The organism is Vibrio sp. ZOR0018 (genome assembly GCF_963865925.1).
GTDB classification, from domain to species: Bacteria; Pseudomonadota; Gammaproteobacteria; order Enterobacterales; family Vibrionaceae; genus Vibrio; species Vibrio anguillarum.
On the sequence record NZ_CAWMCN010000167.1, the window covers coordinates 1 to 1,421 of the forward strand.

Below are 1,421 nucleotides of genomic sequence, written 5' to 3' on the forward strand. Positions count from 1 at the left end.
GCGAAAATGCTTATTTGCCGACAGCTCAAACGAATGGCCGAAGAAATCCCAAAAGATTGAACCCTTAAATTTACCTGAGTGCATAACGCCCAATTAAGGGGTGAGCAACGCTACCACCCAACCTAAAGCATTGTGCCGTAGACACTAAATTGGAAGTAGAACCCAAAATGCCAAGCGTTGGGAATCCCTCTTAAATTGTTTGCTAGCACTTTCCAGCTAGTTGAAGTGTCAACTCTTTTGCGGAAATTTCTTGACACCCTTGTGCATTTTGACCACACCATAATGGAGAAAAATCATCCATCCCCTGTTTTTCAGCGCTATTGCGTAATTGAGACATTTCAAGAGAAGCGTACGGAAAATCAGGAGCAAGCACGCTCATACAGCCTAGTTCATCCATAACTCGATTAACTATACCTCGGGCTGGTCTACCCGAAAATATGTTGGTTAAAGCTGTATGTGATGATTTATCACTTTTTAGTGCCCGTTTATGTATATCGGATGCCTCAGCTTCTGCGCACAGTAAATACGATGTTCCAACCTGCACAGCACACGCCCCCAACTGCAAGCAAGCTCTCACACCATTATTATCACTAATACCACCTGTTGCTATAACAGGCACTTTAACCTGCTTGACAACCTGAGACACAAGCGAAACTAACCCTAGTTGCGTTGAGATTTTATCAGTTAGGAACATTCCTCTGTGCCCTCCCGCTTCTAAACCTTGAGCTATTATTCCATGCACACCTTGCGACTCTAGCCAAATAGCCTCCTCCACCGTCGTTGCAGATGACACTACCTTCGTCCCCCAACTTTTGACTCGTTGTAACAAATCTTTATTTGGCAACCCAAAATGGAAACTAATGAATTCCGGTGAAAAACGCTCAATTGCATCAGCAATATCATGGCTAAATGGCACTCGTGTACCACCGACAGAAAGGTTTACTTCAGAGTCCAGCTCGGCAAAATATGGCTGAAGTGTGTTTCGCCAAATCACTTGACGATTTTCATCGTAAGGACGTAAGTTATGACAGAAAAAATTAAGATTATATGGTTTGCTAGTTGCCCCTTTAATAGCTTCAATCTCATTGATTATTTTTTCCGTACTTAACATACCGCAAGGTAAAGAGCCCAATCCGCCAGCCTCACTAACGGCAATCGCCAAAGCGCTACCCTGCACTCCCGCCATCGGTGCTTGAATGATTGGAAAATCCGTACCTAATAATTCCTTGTAGTTCATAGTGTTCCTTAACTATTTTTGGTGCTAACGCCCGGCTAAGGGGTTGACAACGCATAGCCGAACTCAAAAAACACACTGTAAACACTTAACTTCAATTTTGCACTAAAGTCGCCAAGCGTTGGCAATCCCTCTTGAGCCGTTTGTTATGCAAATTCAATGAGGTAAACTGAATTTACACGACCAA

At 43.3% G+C, this 1,421-nt stretch carries 1 protein-coding gene; it reads right to left on the minus strand.

Features of this window, described 5'->3' with window-relative positions:
- Window positions 1-202: 202 nt before the first annotated feature.
- Window positions 203-1,237, minus strand: coding sequence for an NAD(P)H-dependent flavin oxidoreductase (locus AACR75_RS18495; RefSeq protein WP_047691306.1), 1,035 nt, complete (start codon window positions 1,235-1,237; stop codon window positions 203-205).
- Window positions 1,238-1,421: the final 184 nt, after the last annotated feature.